This window comes from Bacillus sp. AR2-1, assembly GCF_008368755.1.
GTDB classification, from domain to species: Bacteria; Bacillota; Bacilli; order Bacillales; family Bacillaceae_G; genus Bacillus_A; species Bacillus_A wiedmannii.
The window spans coordinates 224,978-242,578 of sequence record NZ_QORY01000007.1 but is presented as its reverse complement, the minus strand read 5'-3'; the positions used below and the strand labels follow the sequence as shown (position 1 = coordinate 242,578).

The 17,601-nt window shown below is 36.3% G+C and carries 15 protein-coding genes; 12 read left to right on the top strand and 3 right to left on the bottom strand.

Features of this window, described 5'->3' with window-relative positions:
- Positions 1 to 136: 136 nt before the first annotated feature.
- A complete protein-coding gene (locus DT250_RS08080; RefSeq protein WP_000378314.1) occupies positions 137 to 1,210 on the bottom strand; it encodes a glycosyltransferase family 4 protein in 1,074 nt (357 codons plus the stop codon).
- 589 nt (positions 1,211 to 1,799) lie between these two features.
- Between DT250_RS08080 and DT250_RS08075 the strand changes: the two genes are divergently transcribed.
- Positions 1,800 to 3,170 (top strand): UDP-glucose dehydrogenase family protein, encoded by a 1,371-nt coding sequence (locus tag DT250_RS08075; RefSeq protein WP_149212888.1) that lies wholly within the window; start codon positions 1,800 to 1,802, stop codon positions 3,168 to 3,170.
- A 74-nt stretch (positions 3,171 to 3,244) separates the two neighbouring features.
- On the top strand, positions 3,245 to 4,360 hold the full coding sequence (gene wecB, locus DT250_RS08070) for a non-hydrolyzing UDP-N-acetylglucosamine 2-epimerase (protein ID WP_000140139.1): 1,116 nt from the start codon (positions 3,245 to 3,247) through the stop codon (positions 4,358 to 4,360).
- A gap of 40 nt (positions 4,361 to 4,400) precedes the next feature.
- Here the strand turns inward: wecB and DT250_RS08065 are convergent, their stop codons facing one another.
- A complete protein-coding gene (locus DT250_RS08065) occupies positions 4,401 to 5,534 on the bottom strand; it encodes an LCP family protein (protein ID WP_088608298.1) in 1,134 nt (377 codons plus the stop codon).
- Between the two features lie 74 nt (positions 5,535 to 5,608).
- Complete coding sequence (locus DT250_RS08060; RefSeq protein ID WP_000926678.1) at positions 5,609 to 6,244, bottom strand: YigZ family protein; 636 nt, start codon at positions 6,242 to 6,244, stop codon at positions 5,609 to 5,611.
- A gap of 239 nt (positions 6,245 to 6,483) precedes the next feature.
- On the opposite strand from DT250_RS08060, the gene DT250_RS08055 reads away from it, so the two are divergent.
- The 10 genes from DT250_RS08055 to cccB all read left to right on the top strand — a co-directional run bounded on the left by DT250_RS08055 (position 6,484) and on the right by cccB (position 17,543).
- Positions 6,484 to 7,326, top strand: coding sequence for a DegV family protein (locus tag DT250_RS08055; RefSeq protein WP_149212887.1), 843 nt, complete (start codon positions 6,484 to 6,486; stop codon positions 7,324 to 7,326).
- Positions 7,327 to 7,498: 172 nt separating this feature from the next.
- Positions 7,499 to 7,813 carry a winged helix-turn-helix transcriptional regulator gene (locus tag DT250_RS08050; RefSeq protein ID WP_088608300.1) on the top strand — a complete coding sequence of 105 codons (315 nt, stop codon included), beginning with the start codon at positions 7,499 to 7,501 and terminating at the stop codon, positions 7,811 to 7,813.
- 252 nt (positions 7,814 to 8,065) lie between these two features.
- On the top strand, positions 8,066 to 9,388 hold the full coding sequence (locus tag DT250_RS08045) for a C40 family peptidase (protein WP_149212886.1): 1,323 nt from the start codon (positions 8,066 to 8,068) through the stop codon (positions 9,386 to 9,388).
- 127 nt (positions 9,389 to 9,515) lie between these two features.
- Positions 9,516 to 10,865 (top strand): ATP-dependent helicase ComFA, encoded by a 1,350-nt coding sequence (comFA, locus tag DT250_RS08040; protein ID WP_149212885.1) that lies wholly within the window; start codon positions 9,516 to 9,518, stop codon positions 10,863 to 10,865.
- Complete coding sequence (locus tag DT250_RS08035; protein WP_097889564.1) at positions 10,865 to 11,569, top strand: ComF family protein; 705 nt, start codon at positions 10,865 to 10,867, stop codon at positions 11,567 to 11,569. Before comFA ends, DT250_RS08035 begins: the two co-directional genes overlap by 1 nt.
- A 126-nt stretch (positions 11,570 to 11,695) precedes the next feature.
- Positions 11,696 to 11,893, top strand: a complete 198-nt coding sequence (gene cspC, locus DT250_RS08030) for a cold shock protein CspC (protein WP_001990088.1) — start codon at positions 11,696 to 11,698, stop codon at positions 11,891 to 11,893.
- Positions 11,894 to 12,213: 320 nt separating this feature from the next.
- Positions 12,214 to 12,756 (top strand): ribosome hibernation-promoting factor, HPF/YfiA family, encoded by a 543-nt coding sequence (gene hpf, locus DT250_RS08025; protein ID WP_000671189.1) that lies wholly within the window; start codon positions 12,214 to 12,216, stop codon positions 12,754 to 12,756.
- A gap of 274 nt (positions 12,757 to 13,030) precedes the next feature.
- Positions 13,031 to 15,538, top strand: coding sequence for a preprotein translocase subunit SecA (gene secA / locus DT250_RS08020; protein ID WP_048542521.1), 2,508 nt, complete (start codon positions 13,031 to 13,033; stop codon positions 15,536 to 15,538).
- Positions 15,539 to 15,682: 144 nt separating this feature from the next.
- Positions 15,683 to 16,781 (top strand): peptide chain release factor 2 gene (gene prfB / locus DT250_RS08015; protein ID WP_096001656.1). Its coding sequence is split into 2 segments (ribosomal slippage): positions 15,683 to 15,754 and positions 15,756 to 16,781, totalling 1,098 coding nucleotides; the frame shifts between segments, so codons are not numbered across the junction.
- A 438-nt stretch (positions 16,782 to 17,219) separates the two neighbouring features.
- Entirely contained in the window at positions 17,220 to 17,543 is a 324-nt protein-coding gene (cccB, locus tag DT250_RS08010; RefSeq protein ID WP_149212884.1) for a cytochrome c551, read from the top strand.
- Positions 17,544 to 17,601: the final 58 nt, after the last annotated feature.

The following is a 17,601-nucleotide window of genomic DNA, read 5'->3' as shown; positions in this document are numbered from 1 at the left end:
TATATCTTTCTCCAATAGTGGAGCTCTCAAACAATCTATATTTTGGAAATATAAAATGATGAATAAAAAATAGCATCCTCTTATAAGAAAGAGGATGCTATTTGAATATTTCATAATTGTAAAGGCTATACTACAATTAGTCTTCGCGTTTTTTCACTTTTTTATAAAAGGAAATAAGTGGTTTGTAACGTTCATGTACAAGCCCGATTACTTCAGCAATAATCTCTGTAAAGAAGATTAAAACGAAAAGAAGAATAATGGATAACCATAATGTCGCACTAGAGAAAATGATTGCATTTACACTAAAGAAAATACCGAATGCGTATATAATTAGTACCGTTTTACGATGAGAGAAGCCCATTGCAAGTAAACGGTGATGTAAATGCGATTTATCTGGTGCTGAAATAGGTTTTTTATTTACGATACGACGGATAATTGCAAATGTCGTATCAAATACAGGTACGCCTAAAATGATAACTGGAACGATAAAGCTGAATAACGTTACACTTTTGTATAATCCAAGTAACGATATAACAGAAATACAGTATCCTAAAAATAGCGCGCCTGTATCTCCCATGAAAATTTTTGCTGGATGGAAGTTGTAGAATAAAAATCCAATTGTACTTGCTAATGTAATTAATGCTAGTGGTAAGATAATAGCGGCTCCAGTGCCCCATGGGCTAGTGAAGGCCATATATGCTAGCGTTGCAAGTACGATAGATGAAATACCAGCAGATAACCCATCTAAGCCATCAATTAAGTTGATTGCATTTGTAATACCTACAATCCAAAATACTGTAATTGGATAAGCAAGCCATCCAAGTTCAGTATCCCCGAGGATTGGGATATATAATACTTGCACTAATAATCCACTTTTTACAATCATCATGGCAACTAGTAGTTGTCCACCGAATTTTACCTTCGCAGATAACTCGTACATATCATCTAAAATACCGATGATTACAATGATAATCGCACCTAGCGTTATCGATAACATTCTTTGTTCGTATAAGCCGCCGACAACAAATCCTACAGCTACACCAATAAATATCGCTAACCCGCCAAGACGAGGCATAATCTTTTGGTGTACTTTACGAGCGTTTGGCTTATCTGTTGCTCCTATTTTAAAAGCTAACTTAATAACTAAAGGAGTAACGACGAGTACAGTGATGAAAGATGCCAAGATGGCATAAATCACTTGTGAGTCCATGAATACCCCACCCTTTTATAGTCTAACGTAATTTTTTTTAATATATTTATCTGAAAATTATGATGTTTATTTACAGGCTCATAACATATGGTATCACAAAAAGATTAGAATTCAATCTTTTTTTCTTTGTGTGGTAAATGGAAGCGGATAGAATATATGACAATTGTATACAGAATGTTGAATCATTTGAGAAGGTTAATCGTATTGGGCTTTGGAATATGACATTTTCTCTTTTTCTTCGATAGTGAATACTTTTATTTCAGTATTATAAGTGTTACACGTAGAAATGAGTAAGTTCCGTGTTAAAATGTGGGAATTTATCTGCATGAACGGGCAGTAAGGTTCGCACCTCAAAATTCAGTTGGAGAAAAGAAGTTAGGTGGGGATCTTAATTCCTGTAAAAGCCTGATTGGTTTAACTAATAATTAGTCGATGATGGATGACCCTTACTGAATAAAGTTTCATTTTATATTCTTACATGTAATTTTACAAAAACTTAAAAAAAAATGGAAAAAGTAATTCATATAATAAAGAAGTAAAAGAGTTTTCTCATTTTTAATGTGAGAGGGGGAAGCACAGGGAGAATTCTATGTATTCGTATATTTTCTATTGTATATTCCTGTGCGAAAAGGAAATGAAAATTACGATAATAGGTACCGGATACGTTGGATTAATTACAGGAGTAGGATTGGCAATGTTAGGCCATTCAGTCACATGTTTTGATATAAATGATGAGAAAATTGAACGGATAAAGCAAGGAGATCTGCCTATTTATGAAGCGGGTTTATATGAATTAATAAATGATGCATGTGAGAATGATTGTTTAACTTTTACAACAAGTAGAGTAAAAGCATTTTACGATGCAGAATTTATATTTATTGCAGTTGGAACGCCATCTTTATTAGATGGGACAGCGGATTTAACATATATTCGAAGTGCTTGTGACGATATTGGAACATATGCGACGAATGACATTATTGTCGTTACGAAAAGTACGGTTCCTGTAGGTACAAATGATGTTATGAGGGGATGGATTGAGGAGAAATTACAAAATAGATATGAATTACATATCGTATCGAATCCGGAATTTTTACGGGAAGGTTCAGGGATTTACGATTTTTTTCAGGGAGATCGTATTGTAATTGGAGCAGATAATGAGGAAGCGGCACGAAAAGTGGAGAATTTGTATAGTGAATTACGCTTAAAAACGTATGTTACAAATATAAAAAGTGCAGAGATGATTAAATATGCATCGAATGCTTTTTTAGCGACAAAAATTAGTTTTATCAATGAAATTTCAAATATATGTGAGAAGGTAGGAGCCAATGTATTAGACGTTGCACAAGGGATGGGAATGGATAAGAGAATTGGAGCGTCTTTTTTAAATGCGGGCATTGGTTATGGGGGTTCGTGTTTTCCGAAAGATACGAAAGCCCTTGTGCAAATTGCAGGGAATGTGGCGCATGATTTTCGCTTGTTAAAAGCAGTCATTGAAGTGAATAATAAACAACAGTTGTTATTGATTGAGAAAGCGAAGAAAGTATTAAATATGAACAAGAAGCGGATTGCGGTGCTGGGAGCGGCATTTAAACCGAATACTGATGATATAAGAGACGCACCGTCCCTTATTATGATACAAGAATTAATTCATATAGGTGCGGATGTAGTTCTATATGACCCAAAAGCGATTCCAAATATGAAAAATATCTTTGGAGAGACTATACAATATAGCGAATGTATAGATGAATCGATTAGAGGAGCGAGTGCGGCTTTTATCATGACAGAATGGAAGGCTATCCGAGCTTATCCGTTAGAAAGGTACGCACAACTTATGAGGGAGCCTATTTTATTAGATGGAAGAAATTGTTATACTATTGAGGATGTCAAGAAGCAAGAGATAGATTATTATTCGGTTGGAAGAGAAAGTATTTGTAAGAGGGACTTTTCCGTTATTCGTTAAAAAGGCATGTATTCATGTATATTCTTATATGTCATAATAGAAGTTGTAACTAGTGAAAGAAAAGAGGCAATGAAATGACTGAACGTTTAAAAGTAATGACAATTTTCGGGACACGTCCAGAAGCAATTAAAATGGCACCTCTTGTGTTAGAGTTGCAAAAACATCCAGAAAAAATTGAGTCGATTGTGACTGTAACAGCGCAACATCGTCAAATGTTAGACCAAGTATTAAGTATCTTTGGAATTACGCCAGATTTCGATTTGAATATTATGAAAGACCGCCAAACTTTAATTGATATTACAACGCGTGGTTTAGAAGGTTTGGATAAAGTAATGAAAGAAGCAAAGCCGGATATTGTACTTGTACATGGTGATACAACGACAACATTTATTGCAAGTTTAGCTGCTTTCTACAATCAAATTCCAGTAGGGCATGTTGAAGCCGGACTTCGTACATGGGATAAATATTCTCCATACCCAGAAGAGATGAATCGCCAATTAACAGGCGTCATGGCAGATCTTCATTTCTCACCTACAACAAAATCAGCAACGAACTTACAGAAAGAAAATAAAGATGAGTCACGCATTTTCATAACAGGGAATACAGCGATTGACGCACTAAAAACGACTGTAAAAGAAACATATAGTCATCCTGTACTAGAGAAACTTGGAAACGATCGTCTTGTACTTATGACAGCTCACCGCCGTGAAAACTTAGGAGAGCCAATGCGTAATATGTTCCGTGCAATTAAACGTCTTGTTGATAAGCATGAAGACGTACAAGTTGTGTATCCGGTTCATATGAACCCAGTTGTTCGTGAAACAGCGAATGATATTTTAGGCGATCATAGCCGCATTCATTTAATTGAGCCGCTAGATGTAATTGATTTCCACAATGTTGCAGCTCGTTCATACTTAATGTTAACTGATTCTGGTGGTGTACAAGAGGAAGCGCCGTCACTTGGTGTACCGGTTCTTGTTCTTCGTGATACAACAGAGCGCCCAGAAGGTATTGAAGCAGGTACATTGAAATTAGCTGGAACAGACGAAGAGACAATCTTTGGTCTTGCTGATGAGTTGTTATCAGATAAAGAAGCTCATGATAAGATGTCAAAAGCATCTAATCCTTACGGTGATGGCCGTGCATCAGAGCGCATTGTAGAAGCAATTTTACAACACTTTAATAAGTAAATAAAAAAGAGCCAAATCATATGCGATTTGGCTCTTTTTGTTATTGCTGATTTCTCATAATCCACTCTGCATGAGCATTCGTAGAAGGAGGTGGTTCAGTTGGTGCTTTGTTCTGATTCTGATTCGTTTCTTTCTTTGCCTTTTCGTCAGAGTTAGAATTTGAAGAATGGTTTGATTCGGTTTTTGTAGTTGGATTTTCTTGAGTGTTTGCTGTTTCTCCTAATTCTTTTTTAATTTCGTTACGTACTGTCTCTACACCGATTGGATCTGGAAGGAAGTAATAAATACCACCTATTTTTTTGTCTTCTCCTTCAAGTTTGAACGTTTGCATTGTAGAAGGATCAAATCCAGATAGTTTATTGTAAAGAGCCAGTCCGTCTGAAATAGGAATGTCAGTTTTTATATATTTTCCAACGACTGCTGTTAAATCTTTAATTTTAAATACGGTAGAGGCTGAATTTAGTTTTTGAGCAACAGCGGCTAGTAATTGTCTTTGTCTAGCGGCCCGACCATAATCGCCGTTTGGATCCTGCTTTCGCATACGTACGTATGCGAGTGCTTCTTCCCCATTTAAGTCTTGTTGTCCTTGCTTAAATTCGATTTTTTTGTAGTAATCCACGTCTGAACGCTCCCAAAAATCGAATGGGACATCAACAGTAACACCGCCAACAGCATCAACAATTCCTTTAAAGCCTTGGAAATCAATTTTAATATAATGGTCTACAGGAACTTTTAGAAAACCTTCGACAGTTTTGATTGCCATTTCTTCTCCGCCGTAAGCGTGCGCAGCGTTAATTTTGTCCTCTTTGTTCTTACCAACAATTGGAACGCGACTATCACGAGGGATACTCATAAGCGAAATCTTTTTAGTTTTAGGATTGACGGTCGCAAACATTAATGAATCTGTACGACCGTTTTGACCGTCCGTTGCATAATCTTCTATACCCATAATGAGGAGTGTAAAAGGCTCCTTTGTAATTTCTACATCTTCGGTTCTCAAGTCCGATTTTTGACGAGTAAAACCACTATACATCCCCATGAGAGAAGAGTAGGAATTTAATATATAAAGTCCTACACCACCAAATAAAAATACGAAAATAAGGAAGTAGAAAAACTTTCTTCTTCGTTTCTTTTTTATTCTGCTATTTTGGAGATGATAATAACGTTCTTCCATATATAATCTCCTTAGTTCATTTGTAGGAAAGTAATTCACTACATTAATCTTTAAAGGTGAGGATGTAGTTATTCTTAGATAACATCTTGTTCTAAGTACAACATATCTCCTTCTGTAATTGTACATTTCCCATTTGTTAACTCAATCATCCAATCTGTGAATGCTTGTTTTCCGTCTTCTTCTACATACGTATCAAATGTGACATTTTCGAGATAATGTATATCTTTAATGGCATATTTCGAATTACGTAATTCATTTTCAATTTTGCCAAGTAATGTGTAATCAATTTCGGTCTGCATAACACGCATTAGTTTTCGCTGAACAACACCGACATGATTAATGCCTTCGCTTGTACATTTTCCATATGCGCGAATTAATCCACCTGCGCCAAGTTTGATGCCACCAAAATAGCGTGTAACGACAACGACGGTATCTTTTAAACCGCGTTTTTTTAGTACCTCTAACATAGGTACGCCAGCTGTACCGCTAGGTTCTCCGTCATCATTTGCTTTTTGGATTTGATCTTGTTCGCCAATCAAATACGCAGAACAATTATGTGTGGCATTCCAATTTTGTTTTTTTATTTTTTGTATAAATTCTTGAGCTTCTGCTTCGGTTGTAGCTCTGCTAACATAACAAATAAATCTTGATTTTTGAATGACAATTTCGTGCTCACCGTAGTCTTTGATTGTTAAATATTGTAATAACACTCGTATACGCCCCTATCTACCAAAATGACTAGTACTTTACATTTTAAAAGCGAGCGTTTTTATATTCAAACATTTTTTATAAATAAGTTAAAATTTTTGGTGAGTATTTCAACTTTTTGTTGTAATTTGTCGAGATGGTAAGTATTATTTCAAATCGGCATTTTTATGTATGGATGCACCATTTTTAGTTTTCGTGTAAACTTAGGGAATAAAAACTTTTTTATAAGGCAGGTACGCAAATGAAAACAGCTATTGTTACTGATAGTACAGCATATATACCGAAGCATATTCGTGATGAACTCAATATATATATGATTCCATTAAACGTTGTGTTTGGAACGGAATCTTATCAAGAAGAAGCTGAAATTTCAGTAGATGATTTCTATGTAAAAGTACGTGAGCAAGAAGAACTTCCGAAAACTTCTCAGCCAGCAATCGGAAAGTTTGTTGAGTTATTTGAAGAACTATCTAAGGATTATGATGCGGTTATTAGCATTCATCTTTCAAGTGGGATTAGTGGTACATATCAAACGGCAACGACAGCCGGGCAAATGGTAGAGGGTATTGATGTATATACGTACGACTCTGAAATTAGTTGTGAAGTACAAGGATTCTATGTACGTGAAGGTGCAAAGCTAGCAAGCGAAGGAAAAAATTCGAAAGAGATCGTTGCCCGTTTTGATGAAATGAAGAAAACGATGGACGCTTATTTTGTAGTGGATGATTTACATCATTTACAACGTGGAGGACGATTAAATAGTGCACAAGCTTTCATTGGTAGTTTGTTACAAGTGAAGCCAGTTTTATATTTTAGAGATAAAATCATTATTCCATTTGAAAAGATTCGTACACGTAAAAAAGCGTTAAAACGAATTGTTGAAATTTTTGATGAGCAAGCAAGTCAAGGTGTACCTATGGAAGCAGTTATCATTCATGCACAACGTGAAGAGGAAGCGAATGAATGGAAGGCAGAATTAGAAGCAAAATATCCCCATGTTACAATCCGCACAGGTTATTTCGGTGCTGTAATTGGTACGCATTTAGGTGAAGGTGCACTAGGTCTTGGATGGTATACGAAGTAATAAGATATAAAAAGCTCTCTTTTTGAAGAGGGTTTTTTTACGGATATTTTACGTGTAGTTGACAAGTTAATATTTGGAAATTACAAAATGTGCGTAAAATAAAATAATGAGGAAAGTTTTATAACTTACTTTTTACAAGAAACTATATTATAATAGAAGAGAGGTGAAACATATGGAGCATAATTCTTGTTTATGTCCAAAGTTTGAGTCAGCTTTTACTTTGCTTAGTAAAAAATGGACTGGCTTAATTATTAAATCTTTGCTTGAAGAGTCAAAACGTTTTAGAGAAATCGCAGATATTATACCGAATATGAGCGATCGTATGTTATCAGAGCGTTTAAAGGAATTGGAAAGCGAAGGCATTGTAGTTCGTAATGTTTATCCGGAAGTACCAGTTCGAATCGAGTACGGCTTAACTGAAAAAGGGAAAGCATTAGAAAGTGTTATGGATGAAGTCCAAAAGTGGGCTGAGCAATGGATGAAATAACGTTTTGATTTCATTCGTATTAGTGTATTTAACAAAACGTAAGGGAAACCTTGCGTTTTTTCTTTGCTTATAAAAAGCTTTTAAAATTCTACACATATATACAAAAATATGCATATTTTGCGATAGAGTTACATATAATATTACATTTGTTTTACAATAGCGTAACATTAGCAAAAAAAATCCCGAATTATGGTATAAATTTTATAGGTTATATACGGAAAAAAGACAAAAGAAAGCGGTGTAAAAAATAAAATGAAAAAGCTAAAAATGGCATCTTGCGCATTAGTTGCAGGGTTAATGTTTTCAGGACTAACACCAAATGTATTTGCAGAAGATAAAATTTCTGACGTGAAATCACAAATTAATACACAAAATGACACTTTACATAAACAACAACAAGAACGTGATGTATTACAAAAACAAATGAATGACTTAAACAAAACAATTCAAGGTTTGGATAAATCTGTTCAAGAGAATGCTTCAAAACTTGATGAAACAATGAAAAAAGTTGCGGATACTGAGCAATTAATCGAAAATAAAAATAAAGATATTGCAGAACTACAAACGAAAATTGCAAAACGTGAAGAGTTATTAAGAAAACGTTTAGTTGCACTTCAAGAACAACCAAATACGAACGTTGTAACAGAAGTTCTTGTAAACTCTAAAAACGTTGCAGATTTAGTTGATCGTTTAACTTCTGTTTCTAAAATTCTTGAGTCTGACGAAGATATCATGAAAACACAACAAGAAGATCAAGCGAACGTGAAAAAAGATGTTGAAACGGTAAAAACAAAGCAAAAAGAATTAAAAGAAGCACAAGCTCAAATTGAAACTGCTAAGAAAGAACTTGACGCTGAAAAAGCGAAAAAATCAACAGCAGTAAATGATTTAAGCGGTAAAATGGATACAGTTGTAACTTCAATGACAAGTACGGAAAGTCAATTGAAAGATCTTGAAAAACAAGCACTACAATTACAACGTATTGCTGAACAAGAAGCACAAGAAAAAGCTGCACAAGAAGCTGCTGCTCAAAAACAAGCAGAACAAGCTGCTAAAGATGCGCAAGCGCCTACAGCACAAGCACCAGCAGAGCAAGCTGCACCTGCAGCACCAGCAAACAATGGTGGACAAGCTCAAAAAGAAGAGCCTAAAAAGGAAGAACCTAAAAAAGAAGCACCTAAAAAAGAAGAGAAAAAAGCAGAACCAACACCAGGCCCAGCTCCAGCTCCAGCTCCTGGCGTAATTGGTAAAGCACAACAATACTTAGGTATGCCATATGTTTGGGGAAGTGCATCTCCATCAAACGGTGGTTTTGACTGTAGTGGATTCATTTCTTACATCTTCGGCGTAGGTCGTCAAGACGTTGCAGGTTACTGGAACTCAGTTTCTAAAGTAAGTAGCCCACAACCTGGAGATTTAGTATTCTTCCAAGGTACTTATAAACCAGGTCCATCTCACATCGGTATTTACGTTGGTAATGGCCAAATGATTCATGCTGGTGATAAAGGGATTGCTTATGCTAGCTTAAGCAGTAGCTACAACCAAAAACATTTCTTAGGATACGGTAGATTCTAGGATTTATAAACGAATAAAACATGTGTATAAAGTCGATAGCTTACTATTTTATAAGTAGGTTATCGGCTTTTTTGAGTTTTTACGAGATTATGAGAAAGGTTTATAGTAGTGCTGGAGGTGGTTGCTGATGTTAACAGGGAAACAGTTACTATTAGAGGAACTCTCTTCAGATTTACGGGATACATTACAAGATTTGAAAAAGAAGCGGAAGGTCGTATGTGTACAAGGTGTAATAAAGAAGGCTTCTAAATATATGTGTCAGCGCTGCGGAAATATAGAGCAGCGGCTATTTGCATCATTTTTATGTAAAAGGTGCAGTAAAGTATGTACGTATTGCCGCAAGTGTATAACGATGGGGAGAGTTAGTGAATGTGCTGTACTTGTTCGTGGGATCGTTGAAAGAAAAGGAGAAAAAGGTTTAAATTCTTTACAGTGGAACGGGACCTTGTCTACTGGTCAGGATTTGGCAGCGCAAGGTGTTATAGAAGCTATTAAGAAGAAAGACTCTTTTTTTATTTGGGCTGTGTGCGGGGCTGGAAAAACTGAAATGCTATTTTACGGTATGGAAGAGGCATTGCGAAAAGGAGAAAGGGTTTGTATCGCAACGCCAAGAACAGACGTTGTACTAGAATTAGCGCCGAGATTACAAAAAGTGTTTCCAAATGTAAATGTAGCGTCCTTATACGGAGGAAGTGAAGATAGGGAAAAAGATGCAGCGTTAGTCGTTGCAACGACTCATCAATTGTTACGTTACTATAGAGCGTTTCATGTCATGATTGTAGATGAGATCGATGCCTTCCCGTATCATGCGGATCAAATGTTGCAGTATGCAGTGCAACAAGCGATGAAAGAGAAAGCAGCGCGTATTTATTTAACTGCAACTCCAGATGAAAAGTGGAAGCGTAATTTCAGAAGCGGGAAACAAAAAGGTATCATTGTCTCTGGACGATACCATCGTCATCCGTTACCAGTTCCTCTATTTTGCTGGTGCGGAAATTGGAAGAAAAGTCTCCACCATAAAAGAATTCCTCGAGTGTTACTACAATGGTTAAAAATGTACGTAAGCAAAAAGTATCCCATTTTTTTATTTGTTCCTCATGTGCGATATATAGAAGAATTGAGCCTGATATTGAAAACGTTGGATCCTAGAATCGATGGTGTACATGCAGAAGATCCGATGAGAAAAGAAAAAGTAGCAGCTTTCAGAAAGGGAGAAATTCCGTTATTAGTTACAACGACAATTTTAGAGAGAGGAGTAACTGTGAAGAATTTACAAGTAGCGGTGTTAGGGGCGGAAGAAGAAATCTTTTCAGAAAGTGCGCTTGTACAAATTGCAGGCCGAGCAGGTCGTAGTTTTGAAGAACCTTATGGCGAGGTCGTTTATTTTCATTGCGGTAAGACAGAGGCGATGGTACGCGCGAAAAGGCATATTCAAAGTATGAACAAAAAGGCGAAAGAACAAGGATTAATCGATTAATGCATTGTCTACTTTGCGATGAGTATATGTTGGAAACAGTTAGTTGGTACACCTTCTTTGTAAAGTCTCACAAAAAATATATATGTGATAGGTGTGAGCGGAAACTTTCCTATATTATAGGAGAGATTTGCATGGAGTGTGGGCGACTTTTAGAGGACTTGACTTCCGAATATAAAGAAAATGATATTTGTGTGGATTGCATAAGGTGGATAAAAGAGGAGAAGTATCGTCCTTTTAAAAATCGTTCTTTGCACGTGTACGATGATGAGATGAAAGAAATATTAGCACAGTTTAAGTTTCGGGGAGATGCGGAGTTAGTTCATATTTTTTATCGATCCTTTCGGGAGCTGTTTCAAAAGCATTTTACGAGCGTTTCAAGTGTTATTGCTGTTCCGCTTAGTAGGGAACGGGAATATGAACGTGGTTTTAATCAGGCAGAGTTATTAGCAGCATGTTTACCTGTCAAAATTTCTTATCCCTCATTAAGAAGAAGGGAAACAGAAAAGCAAAGTAAGAAGACACGTAAAGAAAGGCTTTCGGGAAGTAATCCTTTTTATTTTCAGGGAGAAGATATGTTTCATGATCAACATATTTTACTCGTTGATGATGTATATACGACAGGAATTACAGTTAGACAGATTGGAAGTCTTTTATACGATAGAGGAGCAAGGGAAGTTTCTAGTTTGACGCTTTGTAGAAGTTGATCTGTAACTGTCGAAAGGGATAATAAAAAGACGATAAGTCTTCTTTGACTTCGTAAGTTGTCATTCGTTATAGTCAAAGTATGGGGCGAATGCCCTGATTTTTAGAGTGAAGGGAATGGAATGAACATGCAAGGAAGAGTGAAATGGTTCAATGCAGAAAAGGGATTTGGGTTTATTGAGCGTGAAGATGGTGATGATGTGTTTGTTCATTTTTCTGCTATTCAACAAGATGGATATAAGTCATTAGAAGAAGGACAACAAGTTGAGTTTGACATTGTAGATGGAGCACGTGGACCACAAGCAGCTAATGTTGTAAAACTGTAGGAATATTGTTTTTGGGAAGAGAGAGCTGCGTTTGTGGCAACGTTATATATATGGTAGAACCTCTTGTTTTTTGCAAGGGGTTTTTGTTATGAATCAAGTTGTCAAAAAGTTGTTTCTTTTCTGTAACGAATTGTCCACAGTTATATTCGTTATTCACGATGTTAATAGGATAAAATAAAGATAGAAACGATGCATCTTTTCATTTCAACAAAAAACGATAAAAAAATCGCAATTCCACTAATTTTTTTAAAAAAGTTAGAAGGAGTTTTTAAGCCAATGTCGAAATTATAGTACATAGGCTTGAAAGGAGGAATTCATCTATGAAATTCAACATTCGTGGTGAAAATATTGAAGTAACTCCAGCATTAAAGGAATATGTAGAGAAAAAACTAAGTAAGTTAGAGCGTTATTTTGATACATTTCCAGAGATTAAAGTTAATTTAAAAGTATACTCTGACAAGCAACGTGTCGAGGTAACAATTCCATTTACTGATTTATTACTTCGTGCAGAAGAAACTAATAGCGATATGTACGCTGCTATCGATTTAGTAGTTGATAAACTTGAGCGACAAATTCGTAAACATAAAACAAAGGTAAATCGTAAGTTACGTGAGAAAGGTTCTATGAAAACGAACTTTATCCTTCCAGAAGCAGTAGCTGTTCTGGATGCGGTAGAAGAGGATGAATTAGAACTTGTACGTACAAAACGATTTGATTTAAAACCGATGGACGTTGAAGAAGCGATCCTACAAATGGATATGCTAGGACATAATTTCTTCGTCTTCACAAATGCTGATACAAATGAAACTAATGTTGTATACGGCCGTAAAGATGGGAAATATGGTTTAATCGAAACTAAATAATAATTCAAAAGCGCAGCCGAAATGGCTGCGCTTTTTTTGCTGAAAATAGATTTTTTTTAAAAGTTTTCTTAATTTAGAACGAGACATTCGGCCGATTGTTGTCATAGTTATAAGACAAGTGTTACAATTATCATTAGGTATATACATTTTAGTTTTTTTAATTAGGAGAAAAATTGGCATAACATACATTTGATTTTTATAACGACTGATTGTAATAGAAAAAGAAAAAACAATCGGAAGTTTTATTTTAATAAAAAAGAGGAGCGTATTTCCTATGATCGGTATTTTAAAAAAGGTATTTGATGTAAATCAACGCCAAATTAAACGTATGCAGAAGACAGTTGAGCAAATTGATGCATTAGAATCATCTATTAAGCCACTAACAGATGAACAATTAAAAGGAAAGACGCTTGAATTTAAAGAACGTCTAACAAAAGGTGAGACAGTAGATGATCTACTTCCAGAAGCTTTTGCAGTTGTTCGCGAAGCTGCGACTCGTGTTCTTGGAATGCGTCCGTATGGCGTGCAGTTAATGGGTGGTATTGCCTTACATGAAGGGAATATCTCTGAGATGAAAACGGGTGAAGGTAAAACATTAACATCTACATTACCTGTATATTTAAATGCTTTAACAGGAAAAGGTGTTCACGTTGTTACAGTCAATGAATACTTAGCACAACGTGATGCGAGCGAAATGGGACAACTTCATGAGTTCCTAGGCTTAACAGTAGGAATTAACTTAAACAGCATGTCACGCGAAGAGAAACAAGAGGCTTATGCTGCTGATATTACGTATAGCACAAATAATGAGCTTGGATTCGATTACTTACGTGACAACATGGTTTTATATAGAGAACAGTGCGTTCAGCGTCCACTTCATTTTGCTATTATCGATGAAGTCGATTCTATTTTAGTCGATGAAGCACGTACGCCGCTTATTATTTCGGGACAAGCTCAAAAATCAACAGAGCTATACATGTTTGCAAATGCATTCGTTCGTACATTAGAAAATGAAAAAGAGTATTCATTTGATGTGAAAACGAAAAATGTAATGTTAACTGAAGATGGTATTACGAAAGCAGAGAAAGCTTTCCATATTGAAAACTTATTCGATTTAAAACATGTCGCACTTCTTCACCATATTAATCAGGCGCTTCGTGCACACGTTGTTATGCATCTTGATACAGATTATGTTGTACAAGAAGGCGAAATCGTAATTGTAGACCAATTCACTGGTCGTCTTATGAAAGGTCGTCGTTATAGCGAAGGTTTGCACCAAGCTATTGAAGCAAAAGAAGGCGTAGAAATTCAAAATGAAAGTATGACACTCGCAACAATTACGTTCCAGAACTATTTCCGTATGTATGAAAAGTTATCTGGTATGACTGGTACAGCGAAAACGGAAGAAGAAGAATTCCGTAGTATTTACAATATGAATGTTATCGTAATTCCAACGAACAAAGATATTATTCGTGATGACCGTGCTGATTTAATCTTCAAATCAATGGAAGGCAAATTCAATGCAGTTGTTGAGGATATTGTAAATCGTCATAAACAAGGGCAACCTATTCTTGTCGGTACAGTTGCAATTGAAACATCAGAGCTTATTTCAAAAATGTTAACACGTAAAGGTGTACGCCATAACATTTTAAACGCGAAAAACCATGCGCGTGAAGCAGATATCATTGCAGAAGCTGGTATGAAAGGTGCTGTAACGATTGCGACGAATATGGCTGGTCGTGGTACGGATATTAAGCTTGGAGACGATATTAAAAACGTTGGTCTAGCAGTTATCGGTACAGAGCGTCACGAAAGCCGTCGTATTGATAATCAGTTACGTGGTCGTGCTGGTCGTCAAGGGGACCCTGGTGTAACGCAGTTCTACTTGTCTATGGAAGATGAACTAATGCGCCGATTCGGTTCTGACAATATGAAAGCGATGATGGATCGTCTTGGTATGGATGATTCACAGCCGATTGAAAGTAAAATGGTTTCTCGTGCGGTAGAATCTGCACAAAAACGTGTAGAAGGAAATAACTATGATGCACGTAAGCAGTTACTGCAGTACGATGATGTACTTCGTCAGCAACGTGAAGTTATTTACAAACAGCGTCAAGAAGTAATGGATTCTGAGAATTTACGCAGTATTATTGAAGGTATGATGAAATCTACAGTAGAACGTGCTGTTGCGCTTCATACACAAGAGGAAATTGAAGAAGATTGGAACATTAAAGGTCTTGTTGACTACTTAAATGCCAACCTTCTGCAAGAAGGCGATATAAAAGAAGAAGAGTTACGTCGTCTTGCTCCAGAGGAAATGAGCGAGCCAATTATCGCGAAATTAATAGAGCGTTACAACGACAAAGAAAAGCTTCTGCCAGAAGAGCAAATGCGTGAGTTCGAAAAAGTTGTTGTATTCCGTGTAGTAGATACGAAATGGACAGAGCATATTGATGCGATGGATCACCTTCGTGAAGGTATTCATTTACGTGCTTACGGTCAAATTGATCCACTTCGTGAGTATCAAATGGAAGGATTCGCAATGTTCGAGTCAATGATTGCTTCTATTGAAGAGGAAATTTCTCGTTACATTATGAAAGCTGAAATTGAACAAAACTTAGAGCGTCAAGAAGTTGTTCAAGGTGAAGCTGTTCATCCATCTAGCGATGGCGAAGAAGCGAAGAAAAAACCAGTTGTAAAAGGTGACCAAGTAGGCCGCAACGATTTATGTAAATGTGGTAGCGGTAAAAAATATAAAAACTGCTGTGGTATCGGGAAGTAATACAGGGCGGTAGCCCAGATTGCTTTGCAAAATTTTACATCAAAAATGTATAATTAAGAAAGTTTAAACTCTCTCCGTCATAAGTGGAGAGAGTTTCCCTTGTTCTCATAAGAAAGTAACAGCAATTACATAGAGGTGAAGGAAATGGAATTAGTAGAAATTAGACAAGAATTAGAGAAAATGGCTAAGAGATTAGCGGCTTTTAGGGGGTCTCTTTGACCTTCCTACTAAGGAGAAACAAATTGCAGAGTTAGAAGAGACAATGATGGGTGCAGGATTTTGGGATGACCAACAAGGCGCACAAGCTGTAATTAACGAAGCTAATGCACTGAAAGAGATGGTTGGAAAGTTCCGTCAGTTAGATGAGACCTTCGAAAATTTAGAAATCACGCATGAGCTTTTAAAAGAAGAGTATGATGAAGATTTACATGAGGAGCTTGAATCAGAAGTGAAAGGCTTAATTCAAGAAATGAATGAGTATGAGCTTCAGCTACTACTAAGCGATCCTTATGATAAAAATAACGCTATTTTAGAATTACACCCAGGTGCTGGTGGAACAGAGTCACAAGACTGGGGTTCTATGTTATTACGTATGTACACACGTTGGGCTGAAAAACGTGGGTTTAAAGTAGAAACGGTTGACTACTTACCAGGTGATGAAGCTGGTATTAAGAGTGTTACTTTATTAATTAAAGGTCATAACGCTTACGGTTATTTAAAGGCAGAGAAAGGTGTACATCGTCTTGTACGTATCTCGCCATTCGATTCTTCAGGCCGTCGTCATACATCGTTCGTATCTTGTGAAGTCGTACCTGAGTTCAATGATGAAGTTGAAATCGAAATACGTTCAGAAGACTTAAAAGTTGATACGTACCGTGCAAGTGGTGCAGGTGGACAGCATATTAATACGACAGACTCAGCAGTTCGTATTACACATACACCAACAAACACAGTTGTAACATGTCAGTCAGAGCGTTCACAAATTAAAAACCGTGAGCACGCGATGAAAATGTTAAAAGCGAAATTATACCAAAAGAAATTAGAAGAGCAACAAGCGGAGTTAGATGAAATTCGCGGTGAACAAAAAGAAATCGGATGGGGTAGCCAAATTCGTTCTTACGTATTCCACCCGTATTCTCTTGTGAAAGACCACCGTACAAATACAGAGGTTGGTAACGTACAAGCAGTTATGGATGGAGAAATTGATCCATTTATTGATGCTTACTTACGTTCTCGCATCTAATAAGCGAAAAAAAGCCAACAAAGTTGTCGGCGTATGCTGAGGATAATCGAGGATATAAAGAATTTGATTTTATTTCTATAGATGAAGTAAAGAGGAAGAGAAGTTGGAAACGACAACTTCTCTTTTTGATGAGATTATATGTAGCATACAATGTTGTATATTGTATTGTAAAAAGTAGAGAATAGTAAAACAGAGCGGCAATAGAGTAAGACTTTAACAGAACTTTTCTGATTTTCTGTTCAACAAGAATTCTTTATAGAAGTTTTTACGTTGTTCACAGAATTGAAACAACTTATGAAAGCTTTATATTATCAGGGTTCTTACTGTATTTTTGAAAAATATGAAATATACCTTAGTTTTTCTATATAAAGATAATGCTTATAATGAAAATGAGTGTGTTAGGAATGAAAAGAATATCAACAATGGGGAGCGATAGAAGTGAAAAAGAAATTGTTGGCTATTGCGTTAGGAACATCAGTCGTTTTTACTTTAGGAGCATGTGGAAATAAAGAAGAGAGTAAGCCTTCGAAACAATCTGCAAGCACAGATAGCGCAGAGCAAATTTACCAAAAAAGTTGTATAGGTTGTCATGCGAAAGATTTATCGGGAGCAACTGGACCGGATTTACGAAAAGTGGGACAGAAATATGATGCAGCAGAGATTGAAAAGATTATTGAAAAAGGTCGCGGTTCCATGTCACCAGGAATTATTCAAGGTGAGGATGCGAAAAAAGTAGCTGAGTGGTTAGCTGAACATAAATAAAAAGGGTGAACTGAACGGGTTGGTTATATAATCTTATCCCAAAATGATTTTGGGTAAG

Coding starts and splice junctions, on each gene's coding strand:
- DT250_RS08080 (WP_000378314.1), bottom strand. CDS start 1,210: ATGGACTCACAAGTGATTTATGCCATCTTGGCATCTTTCATCACTGTA.
- DT250_RS08075 (WP_149212888.1), top strand. CDS start 1,800: ATGTATTCGTATATTTTCTATTGTATATTCCTGTGCGAAAAGGAAATG.
- wecB (WP_000140139.1), top strand. CDS start 3,245: ATGACTGAACGTTTAAAAGTAATGACAATTTTCGGGACACGTCCAGAA.
- DT250_RS08065 (WP_088608298.1), bottom strand. CDS start 5,534: ATGGAAGAACGTTATTATCATCTCCAAAATAGCAGAATAAAAAAGAAA.
- DT250_RS08055 (WP_149212887.1), top strand. CDS start 6,484: ATGAAAACAGCTATTGTTACTGATAGTACAGCATATATACCGAAGCAT.
- DT250_RS08050 (WP_088608300.1), top strand. CDS start 7,499: ATGGAGCATAATTCTTGTTTATGTCCAAAGTTTGAGTCAGCTTTTACT.
- DT250_RS08045 (WP_149212886.1), top strand. CDS start 8,066: ATGAAAAAGCTAAAAATGGCATCTTGCGCATTAGTTGCAGGGTTAATG.
- comFA (WP_149212885.1), top strand. CDS start 9,516: ATGTTAACAGGGAAACAGTTACTATTAGAGGAACTCTCTTCAGATTTA.
- DT250_RS08035 (WP_097889564.1), top strand. CDS start 10,865: ATGCATTGTCTACTTTGCGATGAGTATATGTTGGAAACAGTTAGTTGG.
- cspC (WP_001990088.1), top strand. CDS start 11,696: ATGCAAGGAAGAGTGAAATGGTTCAATGCAGAAAAGGGATTTGGGTTT.
- hpf (WP_000671189.1), top strand. CDS start 12,214: ATGAAATTCAACATTCGTGGTGAAAATATTGAAGTAACTCCAGCATTA.
- secA (WP_048542521.1), top strand. CDS start 13,031: ATGATCGGTATTTTAAAAAAGGTATTTGATGTAAATCAACGCCAAATT.